The organism is Cupriavidus sp. SK-3, assembly GCF_000611145.1.
Taxonomy (GTDB): Bacteria; Pseudomonadota; Gammaproteobacteria; order Burkholderiales; family Burkholderiaceae; genus Cupriavidus.
Map to the genome: position 1 here is coordinate 541 of NZ_JFJV02000154.1, position 22,324 is coordinate 22,864.

Consider the following 22,324-nt stretch of genomic DNA (forward strand, 5'->3'; position numbering starts at 1 on the left):
AAACACCCAGACAAAACCCCCACCCAACCCTCAACTCAAAACAACCAACCCACCAGGCAACAACCTAACCCGCAAATCAAAAATATGCTGCAACTGAGCCAGCGCAACATCCAGCGACGCGATAAAAAAACTCCCACTCACAGGCTTGTCACGCACAGCCGCATTCATCAGCACCACACGCCCGCGCCGATAGCGATTGATCTCGTCAAGCACATCGATCAGCCGCGCCTGGCTAAACACCAGTTCACCGTTCCGCCATGCCGAAACGCTAGCCGGTTCGATCCGCGCAACGCCGCCGGCGGCAACATCGTCATAGACCGTCTGCTGGCGTGCCTGCAGCACCCGGTTGCCGGCCGGATGCTCCACCCTCACCGCCCCCTCGATACACGTCACGCAGACCTTGTCCGCCAGGTGCCGGACCTCGAAGCGCCCCGCTTCAGCCACACTGCGCCCGGCTCCCGCAATCACGCTGAACGGTCTGCCGCCGGGCGGCAGGTCGATGGCCGCCTCGCCAGCGAGCAGGTCGATCCCCGTCGTCATGCCACCCGCACTGTGGCGGCGCACACTGGTCTGCGTGTTCAGCGTGACATTGACGCGGCCGGCCAGCGTGACGGCCCGCTGCTCGCCGGTGGCGGTGCGGTAGTCGGCCCCCCATTCGCCGGGCGAAGGCCAGAGCCCCGCGGGAGGATGGAGCACCGCGGCTCCGGCTACGGCGGCGGCACCAACCGCCGCGCCTAAAAAGGCGCGGCGCCCCGGCGACGGACCGCTCAGCGTGCGTACATGAAACTCGGCGGCCCCGGGGTTCTGGCGCAGCAACTCGCCAGCAGCCGGCTTGAGCAGCGTCCAGCGCTGCCTGGCCTCATTGAAGGCGGCCTTGTGCGCCGCGCTGGTGCGCAGCCAGCGCTGGAAGCCCTCGGCGTCCCAAGGCTTGACGTCGCCCGAGTTGAGCAGGCGCAGCCAGACCCACGCCTGCTCTTGCAGTTCGTCAGCCGGGGCGGTGCGCTCGTCAACGGGTGTCTTCATCGTGTCACATCAAAATGGGGCATGCGGGCTCGCCAACGCGCGCGCATGCCAGGTTACGACGCGGGTGCCTTGTCTGCTTTTTGCATTCACCCGCCAAGACGAACGGGACCACCCGGAACCCGCAATTATTTTCTCTCATTGCTCATCCCGGCATTCAGGTACTGGTGGGCATGCTGCAGTTCGTACTCGACCGTGCGCAGCGAAACCCCCAGGCGTTGCGCCGCTTCCTTCTGCGTCAGGCCCTCCCAGTGCACCAGCACGACCACCTCGCGCCGGCGCTTGGGCATGCGATCGAGCAGCGCGACCAGCGCTTTCAGGTCGGAGCGCGCCTCGGCCGTCTGCGCCGGACCGGGCGCCGGGTCGGACAAGTCCATCAGCGCGCTGACTTCGTCGAACGGCAATGACTTGCCCTGGCGGCGCTGGATATCCACCGCGATGTTGACGGCCATGCGGACCAGATAGCCACCCGGACTCAGGATCGGGCCCGCATCCTCCTTGCTATTCACGCGCAGCCAGGTGTCCTGCAAGGCGTCGCCGGCAAGGTCGCCATTGCCCAGCAGCCGCGTCACGCGCCGCTTGAGGCTGGCGTAGTGCTTGTTCAGGTAGTGCGCCAGGACGGGGCGTGCGTCTTCTGTCATGGTTCAGGGCGTCTGCCTGACGCAGGGTTGCGCCTCGTCCTTCGTACCGGAATCGCGCGGCAGGATGAGCAGGGTCACGGGCTGGGGCATGTCCGGCGGCGGCGCGCGCTCCACGCGCACGCGCCTCAGGGTCTCCAGCAACGCGGCATCGCGCTGCCCGTCCCCGCTCGAGCCGAGCAGGCGAACGCGCTGCACGCGGCCCGCCGCGTCCAGCTGGAAGCGCAACAGGGAGCGGTATGCACCCGGCGCGGTAAGGGCGTTGCGGCACAGCGCATCCCAGACCCGCGCCTGGACCAGGCCGGGATAAGCGGCATCGCCGGCGAGGCTCTCCAGGCTGGCGCGTGGCGTGGCTGCCTGCGCGTCGAGTGCCTTCAAGACGTAAGCGCCGGCCGGGGCGCCATCGACCCGCTCGGCCACCAGCCCCGTACCGTGCAGCAGCATGCGCAAGGCTTCGTCGGGCGCGTAGAGGCCAAGCACGGCCGAAGAGGTCTGGCCGGCCACGATCTCACTGCGAAACAGCGTCGGCTGCCGGGTCTGGGTGGCGTAGCGTTTCAACGCGGCGGCCAGCGGCTGCGCCGGTATGTCGAACGCGTAGCGCAGCCCGCTTGTCCCTGGCGAAACGGGCACGGGAGCCAAGCCGTCCAGAGGCAGCGCGCTGGCGCCATCGGCCGCACACGCTTGTGCCGCCAGCCCGCACATCAGCATCCAGAGCGCGAGTCCGCGCCGGGCCCGCGCCGCGCGGCGCGGGCGCCCTGCCCCGGCGCGCACGGCGCCGCGCCCGCAGCGGCGCTGCAAGTGTTGTGGCAAGGGAGCAAGTCGCGTCGGCAAGTCACAGGCACCATGTTGAAATCGCCATCGTGGCACCAGGACGTGACGGCCTCGTTACAAAAAAGGCCTGCTGGGTGAAACATTGGAGATGCACCGGCCCGCCCCGGCTGACGGCAGGCCGTACGTCAGATCACCATCGCGCGCAACGTCACGCGGAGGCGGTTTCCTCTTCCGCCGGCACGGCGGCGCCGGTGCCCAGCGCTTGCCCGTCTGCCGGCGCGTCGGACACGGCGGGCTGGAAGTTGCGCAGATGCAGGAAGAACTGCCCCATCATCTGCATCCACAGCTGCATCGCCACGGTGAGATAGTCGGGGCCCACGCCGCCGGAGATCACCACGTCCATTTCCAGGACCAGGAATTCGCCATGCTGCGCGACGCGTGCGAAGCGCTTTGCGCGATGCCAGTCGCCAAGCACGCCCTCTGGCAGGGCACCGCCTTGCACCCGCAGCGGGCAGCTCAGCGTGAAGTCCAGGTACTCGCCCGGCGTTACCGAATTGCCCCACAGGACCTGGAAGCCGACCCCGTGGCTGGCACTGTGCAGGCGCGGCACGCCGTCCTGCTCAATGGCCGTCACGGCGCAGCCGGCGGCCTTGATGGCGTCCGCGACCTGGTCGGAGGTGGCCGCCATCAGCAGGGCGGGCTTGGTGTCTTCTCCGGCTTCAACCTGATTGGTATTTGCGTTCATGGTATTTCCTGAAACTGGAATGGGAAGGAGGATAGGTGGCTGGCCGGGGCGACGTGCGCCCCGACCCGTCGCTTCAGTTCACTTTCTGCAGCACCGCGTCCAGCGCGGCCGTATCGATGCTCAACGGGCCCGCTTCCGTGAGCCTGGCAAGATAGGCCTGCACAAGCTGCTGCTGGCGCTGCTGGCGCATCGCCGCCACCAGCTGGGACTTGATCTCGTCCAGCGCGGCGGTACGGGCGGGCTGCGAATCCAGCAGCTTCACTACATGAAAGCCCGCGTCCGATTGCACCGGATCGCTGACCTGTCCGGCCTTGAGCCTGGCGACGACATCGCGCACTTCCGGCAGCATCTGGGCCAGCGGCAGCGTGCCGACTTCGCCGCCGCGCTCCGCGCCGCGGGCATCCTGCGAATGGCGCCTGGCCAGGGCGGCGAAATCGCCCTGGCGTGCCTGCCCGGCCAGCTTGCGCGCTTCGTCGCGAACCCTGGCGCTGGCAGCCGCATCGCCGGCTTTGGTTGCCAGGAAAATCTGCGCGACGCGATACGTCGCTGGCACCTGGAAGTTCGCCTTGCCCTCTTCGTAAGCCGCCTTGACCTCGGCCTCGGACGGATAGCCGGGCGGCACCTGCGTGACCGACTCCAGGTAGGTGGTGGATACGATCCGCGCGGAGATCTCGCGCACGGCGGCGTCCACGCGCGCCTTCATCTCCGGCTGGTCCGCCCATCCCTTGGCCTGCGCCTCGCGCAGCAGCGCTTCGCTGGCCAGCCGCTGGCGCAGCCAGTTCTCGATGCCCGCGCGGTTGCTCCTGGCGGCGGCACGGTCCGCGTCGGGCAAGCCCTGCAGCAAGCGAGCCACATCGTCCTGGCCGACCGTGATCGTGCCGAGGCGTGCCACGACAGGGGAGGCGGCGGATTCCGCCGCCTGCACGGGTGCCGCGCTCAGCCAGGAAGCCAGCAGGATGCCGATGGCCGTACGCACCGGAGGCAGCACGGCCTGGACATGCAATTTCAATCGATTCATCTGTGTAGGTACCCTTTCCTCCGGATGCGCGGGCGCGCAGACACGGGACCCGGCGGCGCCGCCCGGCCCACGCACAGCCGTGCGTTCCTCATTACAGCGCAGCAACATGACAAAACACTCGCGCCCCAGCAACAGCAAGCTCGGCGCCACCGCGATGCACGGGCTGCCGCTGGATTCGCGGGTCACGGGCGCGCAGCCTCCGGCGCGCCTGTCGCCGCCCTGGCATCGGTCGAGGCGCTCGCCGCCGGCGCGGCCCGAGCCCCNNNAGCCTCCCCGGCGGCCGAGAAGCGCCCTTCGTAGAGCTTGTCGCCATACTCCTGCGCGATCTGCTCGAACTTGACCCGGCTCTGCGCCGCAAAGGGCTGGCGAGCGATCATCACCGCGCCGATATCGACCGTCTCATACGCATGCAGGATCTCCTGCCCGACGGCGTACAACTGCGCGTTCTTGGCCTCGCACCGGGCTATCGCCGTGTTCCGCGCCGTGGCCTCGACGGTCAGCCGCTGGCGCTCGGCCTCCGCCGCGCGCGCCAGCTTCAGCAGCTCGTCGTAGGCGTTGCGGTACTGGGCGACCTGCGCGCTCGCCTTCTCCGCGACGGCTTGCGCCTGCTGCTTTCCTTGCTGGTTCCTGTCGCTCAGCCTTTCGCGCTCCTGGCGCTCGGCCGCGAGCTGTGCGCGGGTGCGTTCCAGGTCTTTCCTGAGCGCCTCGGAATCCGTGGCGGACGCGGCACCGCCACCGCCCTGCGGCGCGCCGGCCTTGAGCGCGGCCAGTTCGTTCTGCGCCTGCTGCAATTGCGTGGTCGTGATGCGCAACTGCGCACGCAAGCGCTCTTCCATGGTCTGGGCCTGCTGGGCGTGGGCGGTTGCCCCCGCCATCAGGAGGCTGGCGCATAGCGCCAGCGGACGCCAGGCGCCTCGGAGGCATGATGTGGATGACACGGTATCCCTCCTAGAAGCGCGTGTTGATCTCGACCTGCAAGATATCGATTGCCAGCGGCGGGCCATAGACTTCCTTGGTCGATGTCCAGCGGCCGGTGAACCAGGTGTTCTTGTCGACGGCGTACGAGCCGCCCACGTAATAGCCGCGCGCATTGGTGCCGCCCAGGTGGAACGTCGAATCGTTGTAGCCGTCCGGCATTGAATCCGGCTCGATGCGCTTGTAGCCAAGCAGCAGGTTCCAGTCGCCCCGGGCAACGGTAACGGGCTTGCCCAGCGTAGCCTGGAACATATAGGCGTTGCCGCCGCTCTTGAAGTCCGCGCGATTGGTGCCGCCGCTGCCGCCGAAGTTGTTGACGATGCCGCCGTTGGCGCGCGTGAACATGCCATTCTCGTCGTACGCCAGGTTGCGGACATAGTTCGCATCCATGCGCAGGCCGAGGCTGCCCGCCACCTTGGTTTCCCAGCGGAAGTTCAGGTCGAGCAACTGGAACTTGGAAGCCAGGCCCACGTACTGGGGCTGCGGCGTGCCGGCCGGATCCAGCGGATTGAGCGCGATATTGCGCAACAGCATCAGCGTGTTGCCCTTCTGCATGAAGGCCGGGCGCGCCCAGTCCGTGCTGCAGCCGTCGGCGCCCGCGTACAGGGCGCAAGGCTGGGACACTTCGCCGCTGACGTTGCGGAAGTCGTAATACGCCAGCGCTCCGCGCAGGCGGTTGTCGTTGTTGACCTTCCAGCTGGCGCCGATCTGCGCGCCCAGCAGCCACTTCTTCTCGCTGCTCGCCTTGTTCTGGCTGCGGCTCGGGAAGTTGTCCGAGGAGTATTCGAGCGGAACCAGGCCGAGGGTGCCGAACAGCGCCACGTCCCGGTTGGGCAGCGCCTTGTCGAACTGCGCCGCCAGGCCGTCGAAATTCAGGTCATTCGAGAACAGCAGGTCGGACGACACGAACGGGTTGGCGAAGCGGCCAGCGGTCAGGTTGACCCACTCCGCCGGCCGGTATGACAGCCAGCCCTGGTCGAGCCACACGTTCTTCTTGGCAAGACCGCCGCCAAGCGTCTGGTTGGTGGACACGGGGCTGTCGTCATTGCCGGTCGCGATGCGGATGCCCGCCTGGGTGCTCTCGGAAATATCGGCGTAGACGCCGAACCTCGCACGGGCGCGCAGCAGGCTCACGCGGTTCTGGCGCGTGTTGAGCAGCGGCGGCAGCGAGAGATTGGTGTTCGGGTTGACGTCGAAGCCCGGGCCCTGGTTGATCGCCGACCAGTCGATGGCACTATCGGTGTTGTTGCTGGAGAAGAAGCGCGATTCGTCGCGCACGCGCACATCGCCTTCGATGCGGATGCGCTTGGTCCACTCCGGCGTCTCGTTCGGAGCCGCCCAGCCCTCGGCCTGCGCCTGGGCCATGACCTGCCCCTTGACCTCGTCGCGGATCTGGTCGCGGACCGTGTCCGAGATATAGGGCACACGCACATCGCCCGGTTCCACGCGCATGCCGCCGGCGGCAGCGGCCGGCGCCACCGACGCCACGCGCTGCGCCTGCTGGGCAGCGATCGCCTCGGTCTGGGCCTGGGCCAGCAGCGCCTCGCCGGCGTCCTTGTTCAGCGCGCCGCTCTGGATCAGGCTGCGGATCAGCCTGACCATGGAGGTATCGCCGGGCGCCGCGGCTTGCGCGTGGCCCGCGCCGCTTGCCGTCAGCAATGCGATCGCCATGGCCGCGGCCAGGACCTGCGTCTTGCGGATGGGCGCCGCCTGGTGTGAGGAGCGGCCCTTTGTTTCGTGCGTCTGCCACGCTGCACCACGGCCCGGATGTCGCTGGGGGATTGCTGGATGGTTCATCGGTTGGTTCAAGAGAATGGGATGGGATAGGTGGGACAGGCGGCGACGTGCCTCGGGCATCGTCACGGCCGGCGCCCCTTGATCGACATACGCATCGGAAAGCGCAGCGAAGCCGGCGGCCGCTCGTCGGCCCGGAAATCGCGCACCATGGCCAGCACGGCTTCGTCGGTCTGCGCGTTGCCGGTGCCGCGCACCAGTTGCGCGCGCGTCGCCTTGCCGTCGGCGTCCAGCCACAGATCGATGCGGATATCCTCGAACGCCAGTTGCCGGGTACGCTGGTCGCGCGCGAACGCCTGCTGCAAGGCATTCGAGACATAGCTCGCATAGGACCGGCTGCCGAGTCCGCCACCGCCGCCGGTCATGCCGCCGCCGCTCCCGGCCTGGATGCCGAAAGCGTCCGTGCCGGCTTGCGCCGCGCCGTCGATCGTGACCGGGTCGCCGAGGTCCTTCGACGGGCTTGGCGGCGCGTCGTCCTTCGGCGCTTCCTGCGGGTCCGCCGGCTTGGGCTCGACCACTTCCGGCTTGATCTTCTCCGGCTCCGGTTCGGGCAGCTTCTCGGGTTCGGGCGGCGGAGGCGGCGGCGGTGGCAGCACCAGCATCGGCGTGGCGGCCACCTCGCGCCTGGTGCTGGCCGTATCGGACAGCAGGCGCCAGACCAGCACAGCCAGCCCGACGATCACCAGCGCGCCGATGAGCAGCCCGCCCCAGCGGCGCCACAGGGCGGCCGCGCGCTGCCGGGGGGGAGGAGTTGGATCGCGATGTTTCACCCGACTCTCCTCACGCCGGCTTGCCGGTGACGAGGCCGATCTGGTTCAGGTCGATCCGCCTGAGCAGATCCAGCACCTCCACGACCTTCGCGTACTGCACGGCGGCATCGCCACGCACGATCACGGGGAAATCCGGCGTCAGGGCCTTCTCCGTGCGCAGGCGCTCCTCCAGTTCCGGCAACGTCACCGGATAGGCATCGAGGAACACCTGGCCCGCGTTGTCGATCGTGATGGCCTTGGTCTTGGGCTTCTCCAGCGCGACCGACGAACTAGCCTTGGGCAGGTCCACCTTGATGCCCGGGATGCTGGCATTGCTGGTCAGGATAAAAATCACCAGCACCACCAGCAGCACATCGACGAAGGGCGTGATGTTGATGCCGCTCGAGCGCTTCTTGGTGCCGAACTTGGCTGCGTATGCCATGGCCGCGCGCTCCCCTTAAGCCCGGTGCAGGGCAGCGGGGACGCGACGTCCCTCGCCCTGCTCTTCGGCCAGGCGCGTGGCGAACTCATCCACGAACACCGCCATGTCGGCGCCGATCGAATCCGAGCGCGAGGCCAGCCAGTTGTAGCCGAACAGCGCGGGAATCGCGACGCCCAGGCCGGCGGCGGTACACAGCAAGGCCGCGGCCATGCCCGGCGCCACCGAGTTGATATCCACCGCGCCGGCCATGGCCGCCACGACGAATACCAGCATGATCCCGATCACCGTGCCGAACAGGCCGACGTACGGCGCGCCCTCGATGGTGGTCGACAGCCAGTTCATGCGGGCCGCCATGCGTTCGCTCTCGCGCACCATCACGCCGTCCATCGCCGCGCGGATCGCGCTGATGGTGGCATCGGAAACCGCATTGAGGTCGTAGCCCATCTGATGGCGGCGGTGCATTTCCTCGACCGCCATTTCATACAGGCGCCACAGCGACGAATCCGCCTTGACGTCCTCGGGGATCCGGTTGCTCTTGGCCAGTTGGTCCAGCGGCGCGCCGGACGCCTGGCGGAAGTGCACCATGAACGCGGCATTGGCGCGCGAGTTCGCGCCGAAGCTGCGGCCCTTGCTGATCATGATGGCCCACGACAGCGCCATCATGATGCCGAGCAGGCCCACCACAATCCACGCGTCGAGCGGCATGGCCGCCAGGATGAAGCCGAAGTGGCTCTTGCCGGCCTGCTGCTCGTCGGCGCCGAATACGGCAAGCCTCGACTCGGCGCCCTGCGATACGGCGTCCGCCAGGATCAGCGCATCCGGGCGAGCGATCTTGGACAGGCGCACTTCATCGATGGCGCCGGTGAAAGGGGCCAGTGCGGAGCCGGCAGCCGTGTCGGCACCCAGCGAGGCCGGCGTGTTCAAGGCCGGCAGGCTGGCCGCCAGCGACGCGGCGGGGCGTCCGCCGACATAGAGGGCCACGCTCTTGCCATCCGACTTGACCGCCAGGTGCGACCACTGTCCGGCCTGCACGGGCTGGCCAGGATTGCTGCGCTGGCCGTTGACCTGCACAAAGGGCACGCCCTGGTCGATGCCGATGACGAGCTCGCCCGCGCCGTCGCGGCGGGCGTAGATGACTTGCAGCGGCCCAAGCTTCTCGGGGCGTACCCATGCGGAAAAACCGAACTGCGCGCCGGCGGCCAGCGCCAGCGAAGGAGACGACGGCAGCACCAGCGGCGCGGCGCCGAGCTGCGCGCCCTTGCCGATGACCGTGCCATCGATGCTCACCACGGCGGTCTGGCTATGGTTGCCATAAGCCGTGGTATCGCGCGCCGGCACGCTGCCCTCGGCAAAGTGATAGACGAGGGTGTAGTCCGGGTCGAAAGTCCGCTGGCCATTGCCCGATGCCGGCGCCTTGGCATTGCCGTAGTACATCCACAACTGCTGCGGGCCGCCCGCCGATACCGCCGGCACATCGACCCAGACCAGCGCGATGCCCAGCAGCGGATCGAACTGTTCGATCTGGTGGTTGAGCACCGTCTTGTCGTCCGCCGCGACGAAGCGCAGGTCGGCGCCGGTCTCGCTCACGCCTTCGAAACTGAAGTTGCCGGTATGCAGGCGCAGCAGCACCGGAGTACGGCCCGCGTCGCCGCCGATCGCCCCGCCCTTGGGGCCGGCATCGATCGTGACCGGCTTGCGGTAAGCCCAGTCGGGCTGCCACCAGGCATGGGCCAGGTCAGGCAGTAGTGTGCTCAGCAGCGTGAGCACGAGCAAAAGGATGCGTCGCATGACAATGGTTCTCGGTTAGCTCGTAAGGAATGGATGTAAAGGAGGCTGGAGCGAAGGTCAGTAGCTCGCGGTCACGCTGAAATTCACCCTCGGGTCGCCGCGCTCCGTGCGTGGCCCGGCCTTCAGCGGATAGCCCAGGTCCAGGCGCCCGGTGACTTTCTGGCCGAGGCGGAAGGTGGTGCCCACACCCACCGAGGCGAGCGAGAAATTGCTCTTCTGCTCGGCCAACGGATCGCGCAAGCGCACCTGGCCGGCATCGGCGAACAAATAGGCACGCCAGTTCTCGACCACGGAGGTAAAGAACGCGAGCGGCGGCGTGCGCATCTCGACGGAACCGACCACGCCGTAGTCGCCCGTGGCTTCGGCCGACAGGTAGCCGCGCACGGAATTCATGCCGCCGGCGGCGATCTGCTCGTTCGACACCAGCGGGGAATCCGTGATCTGGGCAGCCAGGCGCCAGCCCAGTTGCGCGTTCCCCGCGAAGGTGTAGGTGCCATTGGTATCGCCCTTGAGCACAATGAAGCTCGGCGAAGCCTTGTAGCGCTTGTTGTCGAATTGCTGCGCCGAACTGCCATAGCCGAGGAAACTGCGCGTGCCCGCGACCAGCGACAGGTTCAGGCCAAAGCTGCCGCGTTCTGTCTGCCCGAAGCCCGAATAGCCCAGGGTGATCGGCGCGTACTTGAGCGGCACGGTCTCGCCGCTGCTGCCCAGGCGCGTGACCTCCTCGTTGTCCTTGAAGTCCACGCCCGCGCTGAACGCGTGCCACCACGCGCCGGTGTTCGGCACGGTGTAGGTCGCCTTCACGCCGACCGCATAGCCCTTGCCCAGTACGTTCGTGCCGCCCGTCGTCGCGACATTGCTGTCCGACTTGTAGCCAGACGCCTCGACGCCCCAGTTGGTCCCTCGCAGCGGCGCCACATAAGAGCCTGACCACACCTGCGTCTGGTTCAGGTCCTGCGGCGCGCCAAAGAAGCTGACCGATGCGCTGTGGCCCAGTTGCCAGAGATTGTCGTGACCAAGCGAAGCCGTGGCCCGCAGCTGTTTCGTGTCCGCGCTGTAGTCGTTGTTCAGGCCGACGCTCGCCCGCCACGGGCTGCTGTCCTCGACCTTGAGATCCACGTCCATCGTCCCGGGCAGCGTGCCCTGCCGGACCAGCGGCATCACCTGCCGGTTCGCGCCGCGGTTCAGCGCGGTCAGCTCCGTCTGCGCCTGGTTGAAATCCGGCACCGCGCCCTCCGCCAGCGCGGGCACCTGCTCACGCACCTCCACCGGCGAGTTGTATTGCGCGCCAACCACGCGCACGCGCCCGACCTTGGTCTCGCTCACCTGCAGGAAGACCACGCCGCCGACAGCCTGCTGCTCGGGCAGGTCCACGTACACCGACTGGAAACCCTTGGCCTGGTAGGCCGCGAGCAAGGCATCGCGCGCGCCCTCGATATCCTTCATGGTGCGTTTGGGGCCGAGGTAAGGCGTCACCGCGCGCTCGATCGAGCGTGCGTCCAGCACCGTGTTCCCACGCACGATGTACTCATTGATATCGACGCGGCGTTCCGCTTCGGGCTGTACGGCCGGTGCCGGCGCCTCCGCCGCTGCATCGGCCGTAGCCTGCGCCATGGCTGTTCCCTGCGCCCCTAGTCCCAGTACCGCGAGACACACCGCCCTCCAGCGCCCGGACGCATCGTTCTTGTTCTTGTCTTGCATGTGTTTACTCAATTCCTTGCGAAACAATTGCCGTCGTTCCCTTGCGCCGGCGCCCCCACCAGAGGCAAGTCGCATGCGATCGCATCCGCGAGGCCATGATGAGCGGTCATCAACTCAGCGCCGCGTACGAATGGTTAGACGAACGGCCCGCGCATCGACTGTCGTTTGTCACGAAAGCTTCATGTGCGCAGGCGGGCGTTGGCGATGCGCTTTAAAGGCAGCTGTTCGTGGATGGGAAATTACGTGCCGCGCGGTGTGAAAGGCGGCGCTACACTTCAGGCATATCGCCAATGCCGTTTTTGGCGAGCAACAATGACGGAGCACGAAATGGGCAAGTGGCTGGCAGTTGCGACAATGACCGTGGGTAGCCTTGGGACGGCCGGTTCCCTGCTCGCTTCGGAGGCGCCCCCACCGATGGGGGGTGCCTCGGCGAGTTGTGTCGAGGTCGAAGTCGATGGCATGCGGGCCCCGTCGTTTGCCTGCCTGACGCAAAAGCTGATTCCCAAGCCCGCCCCGGGCCAGCCGCCCTCTGAGCGGAAGCTGGCGTCCGAAGCCATCGTGGAACGTCCCTCCAATGCGCTGGGGCTGTTCAACTATTCGGCGACAAGCCACCGCATGGGCAACACCTTCGGTACATCGGTCACGCCGCAGCGGCCATCCAATCCGGCGCCATAGGCGGGCCGGTTAATTCATTCCCATTTTTTTTAAAGGAAAAGACGTGCCCTTCATCATCGCCGGCCTGGCATTGATCGGTGCCCTCATCTACGGCGCGGTCCGTCTCTATGCAACGGTAGCCGCCGCCTTTGGCTGGCTCGCCGGTACCGCTGCCGTCGCGTTCTGCGCGGCACTGCTTGCTGCATTCGTCGCAAGCCTGGTGCGCCGCTATCGCGCGATCCACGGCGTGACGGTCAAAGGGGAACGCATCCTGTCGCTGGAGGGATCGTGGGGAAAGGTCCGTGTGGACCCTGAGCGCAAACGTGGCGCACTGGACGTCGACGGCCAGCAGACGAAGTTTATTTTTGCGGATATCGCGGGCGCCAGCGCGCTGGAGAACGGCGGCGAATGGAAGATTGCATTGCGCCTGGAACACAATGCGCAAGGCGGGTGGAATATTCCGATGGCGAATCGGAAGGAGGCGTTGCGCTGGGTGAAGATATTCGACCTGGCTGCCGTGCAGAAGCTTTGAATGCGCGCATGGCAAGGATCGGCGGAGCACGCGCCGAGGCCATCGCAGAAAAGAAAAAGCCCCGCAGAAACCTGCGGGGCTTTTCTCAATAATGGTGGGCCTCCCGTGAGTCGAACACGGCACCAACGGATTATGAGTCCGCTGCTCTAACCAGGCATGAGCTAGAGGCCCAGGAAAGTCAGACCGGCATGATACCGATCAACTACCTTCGAGGAAACTCTTAAGCTTATCAGAGCGGCTCGGATGGCGCAGCTTTCGCAGTGCCTTGGCTTCTATCTGGCGGATCCGTTCGCGAGTGACGTCGAACTGCTTGCCGACTTCTTCCAGCGTGTGATCGGTGCTCATTTCGATGCCGAAACGCATGCGCAGCACCTTGGCTTCGCGCGGCGTAAGCGAGTCCAGCACGTCCTTGACGACGTCGCGCATGGAGCCGTGCAGCGCTGCTTCGGCCGGGGCCAGCGTGTTGGTGTCTTCGATGAAGTCGCCCAGATGGGAGTCGTCGTCGTCGCCGATCGGCGTTTCCATGGAGATCGGTTCCTTCGCGATCTTCATGATCTTGCGGATCTTGTCTTCCGGCATCTCCATCTTCTCGGCCAGCGTTGCCGGATCCGGTTCGTTGCCGGTTTCCTGCAGGATCTGGCGCGAGATGCGGTTCATCTTGTTGATCGTTTCGATCATGTGCACCGGGATACGGATGGTGCGCGCCTGATCGGCGATCGAACGGGTGATGGCCTGGCGGATCCACCACGTGGCGTAGGTCGAGAACTTGTAGCCGCGGCGGTATTCGAACTTGTCCACCGCCTTCATCAGCCCGATGTTGCCTTCCTGGATCAGATCGAGGAACTGCAGGCCGCGATTGGTGTATTTCTTGGCGATCGAGATCACCAGGCGCAGGTTGGCCTCGGTCATCTCGCGCTTGGCTTCGCGGGCGCGCTTCTCGCCCTCGCTCATCTTGCGGTTGACGTCCTTGAGCTCCTTCAGCGGCAGCACCACGCGCAACTGCAGGTCGATCAGCTTTTGCTGCAGTTCACGCACGGCCGGCACATTACGCTCGACGGTGACGCTGTATGGCTTGCTGTCGGCGATGATCGTGTCGATCCACTCGAGGTTGGTTTCGTTACCCGGGAAGCGGGCGACGAAGTCGGCGCGCGGCATGCCGCACTTGTCCACCACGATCTTCAGGATGGAGCGCTCAAGCTTGCGCACTTCATCCACCTGGCCGCGCAGCGTGTCGCACAGGCGTTCGACGTTGCGCGCGGTGAAGCGGATGGTCATCAGTTCGTTCTGGATGGCTTCCTGGGCCTTGACGTAGGCCTTGGACTTGTAGCCCTCCTTCTCGAACGAGCGGCGCATCTTGTCGAACTGCTCGGCGATGACGCGGAATTTTTCGAGAGCGCCCTGCTTCAGTTCTTCAAGCTGGCGCGCGGAGGCAGCCAGGCCACCGGCATCGTCGTCCTCGTCTTCGTCGGACTCTTCATCGTCCGACTCCTCGTCGTCTTCCTCGGCCACTGGCGCGGCAACAGGCGCCGGCGGCGCCACGGGAACGTCCTCGGCGTTGGGGTCGATCAGGCCATCGACGAACTCGTCGATCTTGATCTCGTCGCTGGCAACGCGTTCGGCCAGGGCCAGGATCTCGGAGATCGTGACCGGGCACGCCGAGATCGCCATCACCATATCTTTCAGGCCGGCTTCGATGCGCTTGGCGATTTCGATTTCGCCTTCGCGCGTGAGCAGCTCCACCGTGCCCATCTCGCGCATGTACATGCGCACGGGATCGGTGGTGCGGCCGAACTCGGAGTCCACCGTGGAAAGCGCAGCCTCAGCTTCTTCCTCGGCTTCTTCCTCGCTGGTGGCGGACGGGGCATTGTCGTTGAGCAGCAGCGTTTCCGCGTCCGGCGCCTGCTCGTAGACGGCGATGCCGATGTCGTTCAGCGTGGCGACCAGGGTGTCGATCGTTTCCGAATCGACCATGTCGTCCGGCAGGTGATCGTTGATCTCCGCGTACGTCAGGTAACCGCGTGACTTGCCCAGCTTGATCAGCGCCTTGAGCTTCTGGCGGCGCACCTCCAGTTCTTCCTCGGTGCCCTGCTGGGTCGAGGCGAACTCCTTGAGCAGGGCCTTTTCCTTGGCCTTGCGGTCGCGAGCCTTCTGCTTTTCGGACTTGGGGGCGGCCGCGGGCGCTGCGGCGGGGATCTCGTCTTCGTAAAGCTCTTCAGTCACGTCGTCTGTAGTGCTGTCGTCGTGCTGCGATCCGGCCTTGGGCTTGCGGCCACGCTTCTTCGGCTCCGGCTTGACTGCCGGAGCGGCGGGACGCTCGGATGCAACGGGGGCGGAAGTTGTGGCAACCGGCGTGTCCTCGGACGCGGGCGCGCCTGACTTGGCGTCTCCCGTCTTGGCGCTGGCCGCTGCCGTTCGCTTGCTCTCGACTTCGGTATTCTGCTGTTTCGCCACGGTAATACTCTTGCCTTTCACAGGTACAGACGCGGCGTTCTTGCCGCTTGTATTGGCGCTATCGCCGCTCTCGCGTGCCGAAGTCGAGGGCATCAAGTTCTCGGATATGCGAGTCCCGGTGGTGGTGGACGCTGCGGGCGCCTTGGCGCTTCGAGCAGTCTTAGCTGGCACAGGCTGGGCTGGCGTCTTGACTGACGCGGCTGTCTTCGCAGCCGCCGATGTCTTCGCGGACGCCTTGCCGCTCCCTGATTGGGGAGCATTAGTGGAAACCTTTTCGGTTGCTTTGGCCTTTGCCATTGGCACGCTCACTTTCACCAGAACGGGAGAGAAAGATTTCGCTATCCAAACCGGCTATTGTAGCACGTCGCAATTAGCCGGCTTCCCAACAGGTGAGGATTTCACCTGATAAATCAAGGCTTAAGCTCAACAAGGTCAAGCTAAACCTTCACCTATTTGTCACCACAAGCCTTGACCGACCTACCGGACGGTCAACCTAACTGGCGCCGGCGGTTGATCTCGCTGACCAGCCATCGCATCCGGCTCTTGCCAGCCTCGTCCGCCGTACCCATCACCACCGACTGCTGCAGGCTGGCGAGTTCCCGCTGTAACGGCCCCGCCAGCAGCTTGGCGATGGCCGCGTCGAATTCCTGCTCCGCCGGCTCCTCGTCGATCTCTTCGCGCAGTACCGCCGCACGCACATTGGCGTAGACCTCGGCATACGGCGACTGCGCCAGATGCTCGCTAAAGGCCGCGAAATTCACTTCACCCTGTAACTCGTCGCACGCGGACACCAGGTGCGACAGCACCTCGGCATCGGCTTGTTCATCCTCCAGCAGTAGCGCGCGGCTATCGGCGTCGAGCCGGCCGGAGAGCTGCGGATAGCACATCAGCAATTGCAGCACGCGCTGTTCCAGCCCCGTGGGCGCCTGACGCTTGGTGCGCGGCCGCGGCTGGGCAAAGCGGCCGACCCGCGCCGGGTCGCTGGCCAGCCCGCAGACCGCCTCGATCTCGGCAGGCGTGGTGCCGGTGGCATCGGCCAGTTCGCGCACGATCTGCAGGCGCAGGCCGCCGCTGGGCATGGCTTGCAGCAACGGCTTGGCCTCGTACTGGGCGCGGGCGCGGCCTTCCGGCTGGCGCAGTTCCTGGCCTTCCGTCACCACCTGTAACAGGAAGCGCGACAGCGGCATGGCGTCGCGCACCTGGGCGGCGAAGGCATCGGTACCCTGCTCCCGCACATAGCTGTCCGGATCGTGCTCGGCCGGCAGGAACAGGAAGCGGATGGTCTTGTTATCCGCCACATAGGGCAGGCATGCCTCCAGCGCCCGGCGCGCCGCGCGCCGCCCGGCGGCGTCGCCGTCGAACGAGAACACCACGGCGTCGGTCTGCCGCAACAGCTTTTGCACGTGCACAGGGGTGCAGGCCGTGCCCAGCGTGGCCACGGCGTTGGCAAAGCCCAGCTGGGCCAGTGCCACCACGTCCATATAGCCTTCGACCACCAGAACGTAGCCAGTTTCCCGGATCGCATGGCGTGCCTCGAATAAGCCATATAGCTCGGTACCCTTGCTGAACAGCGGGGTTTCCGGCGAGTTCAGGTACTTCGGCTCACCCTGCCCCATTACCCGGCCGCCGAAGCCGATCACCTGGCCCTTGGCATTGCGGATGGGAAACATGATGCGGTCGCGGAAGCGGTCGTAGCGGCGCGGCTTGCCGTCGGCGTCGCGCTTCTCGGCGCTTTCGATCATCAGGCCGGCTTCCACCAGCGGGCCGGCGATGGCGTCGTCGCGATAGCTGCCGAACACCGATTCCAGCCCCTGCCAGTCGTCAGGCGCATAGCCCAGCCCGAATTGCGCCGCGATCTCGCCGGTCAGGCCGCGGCCCTTGAGGTACTGGATCGCCTGGGGCGCGCTGCGCAGTTGCCGCCGGTAGAACTCGGTGGCGCGCGTCATGGCTTCGGTGAGCGCGAGCGAGCGCGCCTGCTGTTCGGCGCGCTGCGCCGGCGGCAGCCGGTCGCGGTCCTCGGGCACGGACAGGCCGACCGATTGCGCCAGTTCGCGCACCGCGTCGGGGTAGGACTGCCCGGAGTACTCCATCAGGAAGCCGATGGCCGAGCCATGCGCGCCGCACCCGAAGCAGTGATAGAACTGCTTGGTCGGCGAGACGGTAAAGGACGGCGACTTCTCGTTGTGGAAGGGGCAAAGGCCCATGAAGTTGGCGCCGCCCTTCTTCAACTGCACGTACTTGCCCACCACATCGACTATGTCGACACGGTTGAGCAGGTCCTGAATGAAGGATTGCGGAATCACCCGGCTTGTCGTCCTCTGGCCAAACCGCCCGTTGCAGCGGGCGGCGGCAATATTGTGAATGCGTGACCGGCACTGCGCTTTCCGGCCCTACAACACTACATTGTAGTGCAGACGCAACGGATTGCAGCCAGGGCCGGCGAGGGGTGTCGGATCAGAAGCGTTTTAAGCCGCACTTCCGGCGGAAAGCCGGATCGGCTGCGACTGGCCCCGATCCAGCGGCTGCCAGAGCGCGCTCAGCGCGCCGTCAGGGCAGCCTTGACCAGCCCCGACACGGCAGTCATGTCGGCGCGGCCGGCCAGCCTGGCCTTGAGCACCGCCATGACCTTGCCCATGTCCTGCGGACCGGCGGCGCCGCTCTCCGCGACTGCGGCCTGTACTTCCGCGGCGATTTCGGCCTCCGACAGCGCGGCGGGCATATAGACCTTGAGCACCTCGATTTCAGCGCTTTCCTTGTCCGCCAGGTCGGTGCGGCCAGCTTGCGTGAACTGCGAGAGGGAGTCCTTGCGCTGCTTGACCAGCTTTTCGATCACGGCCAGCACGGCGGTGTCGTCGAGTTCGATGCGCTCGTCCACTTCCTTTTGCTTGATGGCCGCCAGCAGCAGCCGGATGGTGCCGAGGCGATCGGTTTCGCGGGCCCGCATGGCGGCCTTCATGTCATCAGTGATACGGGCTTTGAGGGACATGGCAATTTTTCCAGGAAAGTGTGGGCGGGGACATTGCCGGCCGGGCGAAACGCGCCGGCCGTCGGACCGCCAATGCAAAAACCCGCCGGAGCCTTGCCCACAGCGGGTTTTGATGCAGAAGCGAAGGGTGCGTTCAGTACAGCTTCTTCGGCAGCATCTGGCTGCGGATGCGCTTGTAGTGGCGCTTCTCGGCGGCGGCCTTCTTGCGCTTGCGCTCGGCCGTCGGCTTTTCGTAAAACTCACGTGCCCGCAATTCAGTAATCAAGCCGTTCTTTTCGATGGTGCGCTTGAAACGACGCATGGCGACTTCAAACGGCTCGTTTTCTTTGAGGTGGATCGTGGTCATCTTGCTGAAATATGTAGCAGCTGTTGGCGGTTTTACGAAAGCTACAAGTGTAGCACACACACTGTCAAGCCCGCGCGGCGCAAATTTTCCGCCGTGCTGCCTAGGCCACTCCCGCCGTCGCGGCGCGTGCGTTTTCCGCAACGGCCTGGCCGGCAGCCACGCCCGATGCCCAGGCCCACTGGAAGTTGTAGCCACCCAGCCAGCCGGTCACATCGACCACCTCGCCGATGAAGTACAGGTTGGGCACCGTCCGGGCCATCATGGTGGCCGATGACAGAGCCCGGGTATCCACCCCGCCGAGCGTGACCTCGGCCTTGCGATAGCCCTCGGTCCCCGCCGGGATCAACTCCCAGCTGTTCAGCGCGGCCCCGAGCCGGCGCAGTGCCTTGTCCGGCATATCATGCAGGGGCTGCGCGCCGTTCAGGCCGGCAGCAGCGCACCAGGCATCGGCCAGGCGGGCCGGCAGGCGTTCGGCCAGCAGGTTGGCCAGGTGCTTGCGGCTGCTGCCCTTTTGCGCAAGCAGCCACTCACTTGCGTCGTTGCCGTCGAACAGGTCGATGGCGATGGGCGTGCCCGGCCGCCAGAAGCTGGAAATCTGCAGCACGGCAGGACCGGACAAACCGCGATGGGTCCACAGCAAGTCCTCACGGAAAGCGCCGGCCGTCTTGCCACCGCCCGTAGCGATATCGACCTCCATCGATACGCCGGCCAGCGGCGCGAATGGCGCCCAGCCCTGTCCGTCGAAGGTGAGCGGCACCAGCGCCGGACGCGTCTCGACCACGCCCAGGCCGAACTGGCGGGCGATGCGGTAGCCCAGGTCGGTGGCGCCGATCTTGGGAATGGAAAGTCCTCCGGTGGCCACCACCAGCGCACCGGCGCGGATTGGCCCATTCGCCGTCATCAGCAGGAAATCGTCGCCTTCGCGCCTGACCTCGTCCACGCTGCAGCCGGTGCGCCAGTGCACGCCGCCGGCGCCGCATTCGGCGCGCAGCATCTCGATCACCTGCTCGGCGCTATCGTTGCAGAAGAGCTGGCCGCGGTGCTTCTCGTGCCAGTCGATCTCATGGCGCCGCATCAGGTCGAGGAAGTCCTGTGGTGTATAGCGCGCCAGTGCCGAACGGCAGAAGTGCGGATTACCAGACAGGTAGTTGGCCGGCCCGGCCTGCAGGTTGGTGAAATTGCAGCGCCCGCCGCCCGAAATGCGGATTTTCTCTGCCAGCTTCGTGGCATGGTCGATCAGCACCACGCTGGCACCGCCCTGGCCCGCCACGGCGGCGCACATCATGCCGGCGGCCCCGGCGCCGAGCACTGCCACATCGAAGCGCCCTGCGCGCGCGCCAGCGTGGCCGGTCTGTGCGGTCTGCTTGCTGCCCATGTTTTTCTTGCCTACTCAATGCCCGCTGAAGAAGCGGCGATTGTAGCGAAAAGCAGGGCAATCGCCGCTGTGCTACCCTGCTGGCCTCACGCCAGGCTGCCGGCCCGATGGTCCGCCGCCCGCGCCAACCCCTTGATTTGCCGGCTTCCTCTGGTACCGGCCTTGGCTTCCCCCATGCTTGTCCTTGGCATCGAATCTTCCTGCGACGAAACCGGCCTCGCCCTTTATGACACCGAGGCCGGGCTGCTCGCCCACGCCCTGCATTCGCAGATCGCCATGCATCGCGACTACGGCGGCGTCGTGCCTGAACTCGCCTCCCGCGACCACATCCGCCGCGTGCTGCCACTGCTGCAGCAGATACTCGACGAAGCCGGCCGCACCCGCAGGGACATCGATGCGATCGCCTTCACGCAGGGGCCCGGCCTGGCCGGCGCATTGCTGGTGGGCGCGTCGGTGGCCAACGCCCTGGGCTTTGCCCTGAACGTGCCGATGCTGGGCGTGCACCATCTCGAGGGCCACCTGCTGTCGCCGCTGCTGACGCGCGATCCGCCGCCGTTCCCTTTCGTGGCCCTGCTGGTTTCCGGCGGGCACACGCAGTTGATGGAAGTGCGCGGCATCGGCGACTACGCCTTGCTGGGCGAAACGCTGGACGATGCCGCCGGCGAGGCCTTCGACAAGACCGCCAAGCTGCTGGGCCTGAGCTACCCTGGCGGCCCCGAAGTATCGCGGCTGGCCGAGTTCGGCACGCCCGGCGCGTATGCCCTGCCCCGCCCGATGCTGCATTCGGGCAATCTCGATTTCTCCTTTGCAGGCCTCAAGACGGCGGTGCTGACGCAAACCCGCAAGCTGGGCAACGTTTGCGAGCAGGACCGGGCCAACCTGGCGCGCTCCTTTGTCGACGCCATCGTCGACGTGCTGGCGGCCAAGTCCATGGCCGCGCTCAAGCAGACCGGGCATCGCCGGCTGGTGGTGGCCGGCGGCGTGGGCGCCAACCGGCAGCTGCGCGAGCGCCTGGACCAGCTGGGCGCGCAGAAGAAGATCCAGGTCTACTATCCGGACCTGGCCTTCTGTACCGACAACGGGGCCATGATCGCCTTTGCCGGCGCGATGCGGCTGCAGGCCGCGCCCGAACTGGCGCAGCACAGCTACGGCTATGGCGTGACGCCGCGCTGGGAACTGTCGGATATTCGCCTGCCGGCACGCTAGTCTTCCGCCGCAAAGTCAACAAAAAAGCCACCTTCGCGGTGGCTTTTTCTTTCTTGTTGGCTGAAGCGCCGGCTTAGCGCACCGTGCGCTTGTCGCGCTCGATCACGGCATAAGCGCTGTGGTTGTGGATGGACTCGAAATTCTCGGCCTCCAGCACATACGCCACGATGCGATCGTCCGCATTCAGGCGCATGGCGATGTCGCGCACCAGGTCCTCGACGAACTTGGGATTCTCGTAAGCGCGCTCGGTGACGAACTTCTCGTCCGGACGCTTGAGCAGGCCCCACAACTCGCACGAGGCTTCTTCCTCGGCCATGCGCACCAGCGCCTCCACGGGCAGGTCGCCCGCCAGCTCGACATTCATGGTGATATGCGAGCGCTGGTTGTGCGCGCCGTACTGCGAAATCTTCTTCGAGCACGGGCACAGGCTGGTGACCGGCACCAGGGCCTTCAGGAAGACCTTGGTGGCACCGCCGCGCACTTCACCGATCAGCGTGACTTCATAGTCCATCAACGATTGCACGCCCGACACCGGCGCGATCTTGTTGATGAAATAGGGGAAGGTGACTTCGATGCGCCCGGCCTCGGCCTCCAGCTTGACCAGCATCTTGTCCAGCAGCGAACGGAAGGTCGCCAGTTCGAGCGGCTCGCGTTCTTCCTCGAGCAAGGCGACGAAACGCGACATATGCGTGCCTTTCTGGTCGGCAGGCAGGTGCACGTCGAGGTTGAAGGTGCCTACCGTGGCCAGCACGCCGGCAGGTGTCTTCAGCGACAGGGGATAACGCACGCCCTTCACGCCCACCCGCTGGATCGGGATCTGGCGGGTATCGAGGCTCGACTGCACGTCGGGCATCACGAAGGCGGGATTGATGTCATTCATATTGGTCAGGTTTCCTCTACGGTCGCGGCATTTTTCGCAGTCAACCTTGCCGCGCAACGAGTGTGAAACCGCGGGCGAGGACATGGGATGCCTTCCCGCAGCTGCGAACACAGAACTTGCGATTCTAAGGGAAATTGCCTGGTGCTGCCCATGAACGGGCGATACCCGCACGAACCATGCGGTGATAGCGGCAGAACGACAGTCGTACGATGACGAAACGCGAAGATTGCAGGCGCGCCCGACTGCGGCGGGC

20 protein-coding genes and 1 tRNA gene are annotated in these 22,324 nt (G+C 66.0%); 4 read left to right on the forward strand and 17 right to left on the reverse strand.

Translation table 11 applies throughout. The features are described 5' to 3' along the window. Window positions 1-30 precede the first annotated feature (30 nt). The 10 genes from CF70_RS15695 to CF70_RS15745 form a co-directional block, all read right to left on the reverse strand. Window positions 31-1,023 (reverse strand): FecR family protein, encoded by a 993-nt coding sequence (locus tag CF70_RS15695; protein WP_035866373.1) that lies wholly within the window; start codon window positions 1,021-1,023, stop codon window positions 31-33. A gap of 125 nt (window positions 1,024-1,148) precedes the next feature. Beyond that, window positions 1,149-1,661: an RNA polymerase sigma factor gene (locus CF70_RS15700; protein WP_035866377.1), complete on the reverse strand. Its 513-nt coding sequence runs from the start codon at window positions 1,659-1,661 to the stop codon at window positions 1,149-1,151. 3 nt (window positions 1,662-1,664) lie between these two features. Then, the gene (locus CF70_RS15705) at window positions 1,665-2,468 is read right to left on the reverse strand and encodes a TonB family protein (RefSeq protein ID WP_152561828.1); all 804 of its coding nucleotides are present in this window, start codon (window positions 2,466-2,468) and stop codon (window positions 1,665-1,667) included. 169 nt (window positions 2,469-2,637) lie between these two features. After that, complete coding sequence (locus tag CF70_RS15710) at window positions 2,638-3,174, reverse strand: YbjN domain-containing protein (protein ID WP_051648533.1); 537 nt, start codon at window positions 3,172-3,174, stop codon at window positions 2,638-2,640. A gap of 73 nt (window positions 3,175-3,247) precedes the next feature. After that, entirely contained in the window at window positions 3,248-4,192 is a 945-nt protein-coding gene (locus CF70_RS15715) for a peptidylprolyl isomerase (protein ID WP_235185066.1), read from the reverse strand. 948 nt (window positions 4,193-5,140) lie between these two features. Next, a complete protein-coding gene (locus CF70_RS15725) occupies window positions 5,141-6,964 on the reverse strand; it encodes a putative porin (protein ID WP_081862199.1) in 1,824 nt (607 codons plus the stop codon). Between the two features lie 62 nt (window positions 6,965-7,026). Further along, a complete protein-coding gene (locus CF70_RS15730) occupies window positions 7,027-7,731 on the reverse strand; it encodes an energy transducer TonB family protein (RefSeq protein ID WP_235185067.1) in 705 nt (234 codons plus the stop codon). A gap of 10 nt (window positions 7,732-7,741) precedes the next feature. Then, a complete protein-coding gene (locus CF70_RS15735) occupies window positions 7,742-8,152 on the reverse strand; it encodes an ExbD/TolR family protein (protein ID WP_035866382.1) in 411 nt (136 codons plus the stop codon). Window positions 8,153-8,167: 15 nt separating this feature from the next. Beyond that, window positions 8,168-9,940: a DUF2341 domain-containing protein gene (locus CF70_RS15740; RefSeq protein WP_035866386.1), complete on the reverse strand. Its 1,773-nt coding sequence runs from the start codon at window positions 9,938-9,940 to the stop codon at window positions 8,168-8,170. Between the two features lie 57 nt (window positions 9,941-9,997). After that, complete coding sequence (locus CF70_RS15745; RefSeq protein WP_035866389.1) at window positions 9,998-11,641, reverse strand: ShlB/FhaC/HecB family hemolysin secretion/activation protein; 1,644 nt, start codon at window positions 11,639-11,641, stop codon at window positions 9,998-10,000. A 312-nt stretch (window positions 11,642-11,953) separates the two neighbouring features. Between CF70_RS15745 and CF70_RS36055 the strand changes: the two genes are divergently transcribed. Together CF70_RS36055 and CF70_RS15755 are read left to right on the forward strand one after the other, a co-directional pair. After that, complete coding sequence (locus CF70_RS36055) at window positions 11,954-12,316, forward strand: hypothetical protein (RefSeq protein WP_152561829.1); 363 nt, start codon at window positions 11,954-11,956, stop codon at window positions 12,314-12,316. A gap of 43 nt (window positions 12,317-12,359) precedes the next feature. Further along, on the forward strand, window positions 12,360-12,827 hold the full coding sequence (locus tag CF70_RS15755) for a membrane protein (RefSeq protein ID WP_035866392.1): 468 nt from the start codon (window positions 12,360-12,362) through the stop codon (window positions 12,825-12,827). A 92-nt stretch (window positions 12,828-12,919) separates the two neighbouring features. Here the strand turns inward: CF70_RS15755 and CF70_RS15760 are convergent. Next, window positions 12,920-12,998, reverse strand: a tRNA-Ile gene (locus CF70_RS15760). A gap of 27 nt (window positions 12,999-13,025) precedes the next feature. Then, window positions 13,026-15,371, reverse strand: coding sequence for an RNA polymerase sigma factor RpoD (rpoD, locus tag CF70_RS15765; protein WP_235185068.1), 2,346 nt, complete (start codon window positions 15,369-15,371; stop codon window positions 13,026-13,028). On the opposite strand from rpoD, the gene CF70_RS36060 reads away from it, so the two are divergent. Continuing rightward, entirely contained in the window at window positions 15,319-15,684 is a 366-nt protein-coding gene (locus CF70_RS36060; protein WP_035866400.1) for a hypothetical protein, read from the forward strand. The two genes, rpoD and CF70_RS36060, sit on opposite strands and share 53 nt — an antisense overlap. Window positions 15,685-15,766: 82 nt before the next feature. Here the strand turns inward: CF70_RS36060 and dnaG are convergent, their stop codons facing one another. From dnaG to CF70_RS15790, 4 genes are all read right to left on the reverse strand, one after another. Then, complete coding sequence (gene dnaG, locus CF70_RS15775; RefSeq protein ID WP_035866403.1) at window positions 15,767-17,581, reverse strand: DNA primase; 1,815 nt, start codon at window positions 17,579-17,581, stop codon at window positions 15,767-15,769. A 233-nt stretch (window positions 17,582-17,814) separates the two neighbouring features. Then, on the reverse strand, window positions 17,815-18,264 hold the full coding sequence (locus CF70_RS15780) for a GatB/YqeY domain-containing protein (RefSeq protein WP_035866406.1): 450 nt from the start codon (window positions 18,262-18,264) through the stop codon (window positions 17,815-17,817). Window positions 18,265-18,397: 133 nt separating this feature from the next. Next, window positions 18,398-18,610, reverse strand: coding sequence for a 30S ribosomal protein S21 (gene rpsU, locus CF70_RS15785; protein WP_035866409.1), 213 nt, complete (start codon window positions 18,608-18,610; stop codon window positions 18,398-18,400). 100 nt (window positions 18,611-18,710) lie between these two features. Further along, window positions 18,711-19,985: an NAD(P)/FAD-dependent oxidoreductase gene (locus CF70_RS15790; protein ID WP_035866411.1), complete on the reverse strand. Its 1,275-nt coding sequence runs from the start codon at window positions 19,983-19,985 to the stop codon at window positions 18,711-18,713. Between the two features lie 174 nt (window positions 19,986-20,159). Between CF70_RS15790 and tsaD the strand changes: the two genes are divergently transcribed. Then, window positions 20,160-21,191 carry a tRNA (adenosine(37)-N6)-threonylcarbamoyltransferase complex transferase subunit TsaD gene (gene tsaD, locus CF70_RS15795; protein WP_035866414.1) on the forward strand — a complete coding sequence of 344 codons (1,032 nt, stop codon included), beginning with the start codon at window positions 20,160-20,162 and terminating at the stop codon, window positions 21,189-21,191. A gap of 73 nt (window positions 21,192-21,264) precedes the next feature. Here tsaD and folE2 read toward each other — a convergent pair whose 3' ends face one another. Continuing rightward, the gene (gene folE2 / locus CF70_RS15800; RefSeq protein ID WP_035866417.1) at window positions 21,265-22,071 is read right to left on the reverse strand and encodes a GTP cyclohydrolase FolE2; all 807 of its coding nucleotides are present in this window, start codon (window positions 22,069-22,071) and stop codon (window positions 21,265-21,267) included. Window positions 22,072-22,324 lie beyond the last annotated feature (253 nt).